2 pseudogenes are annotated in these 728 nt (G+C 74.6%); one reads left to right on the top strand and one right to left on the bottom strand.

The features are described from left to right. Positions 1–320: pseudogene (locus tag AWZ10_RS16335) on the bottom strand (S-methyl-5-thioribose-1-phosphate isomerase); the annotation flags it as partial. Between the two features lie 141 nt (positions 321–461). Between AWZ10_RS16335 and AWZ10_RS16330 the strand changes: the two are divergent. Beyond that, positions 462–728: pseudogene (locus tag AWZ10_RS16330) on the top strand (hypothetical protein); the annotation flags it as partial.

The raw sequence follows: 728 nt of genomic DNA, 5'->3' as shown, positions 1-728 counted from the left end.
CCGACCCCGAGGTTCACCGCGGTGGGCCGGGCACCCTCGAGCGCCTCGGCGGCGTCCTCCACGTCGAACCCGCGCGCTGCGGCGAGTGCGACGCCGTACGCCCCGGCGATCCCCAGCAGTGGCGCCCCGCGCACGGCGAGCGAACGGATCGCCTCCACCAGCGCGGGCGCGTCCGTGCACACCAGCTCGACCTCCTCTGCCGGCAGTCTCGTCTGGTCGAGAAGGACCAGGACGGGGCCTTCGGGGGGCTCGTCCCATCGGATCACGGGTATCCCGGTCGGCCGGATGTCGTCGCCGGATCGCGCGTACTGATCAGCCATGCGGTCAGTCTGCCCCGTATCCGTCGGACAATTGAAGGTACGCAGCACATACGGCCCCCGGTCACTTCCAGGACACCGCGTGGCACGATGGGCGCCAACCTGGCGCCGCGACCCGCGGACGGGCACCGTGAAGGAGCGACGATGAAGGACACTCCGGGCTGGGCCTCGCCCGGATCCGCCCCCTCGGGCGGCCAGGAGCCGGACCAGCAGGGCTCCGCGGAGCCGGTGGACCGCACCGGCGCCGACCGGGCGCAGCCGACCGACCAGAGCGGCCCGGACCAGGCGCAGGCACCGTCCAAGTGGTCCAAGGAGCAGCCGCCGCCCGCCCAGTGGTCCGCTCCGACCCCGCAAGCCCCCGGCCAGACCCCGCCACCGCCACCGCCCGTCCCGGGCTGGGGCGGCCACGCA

The organism is Streptomyces europaeiscabiei (genome assembly GCF_001550375.1).
Lineage (GTDB): Bacteria > Actinomycetota > Actinomycetes > Streptomycetales > Streptomycetaceae > Streptomyces > Streptomyces europaeiscabiei.
Note: the sequence above shows the minus strand (reverse complement) of the source record. Positions and strands in the feature narration are given on the sequence as shown.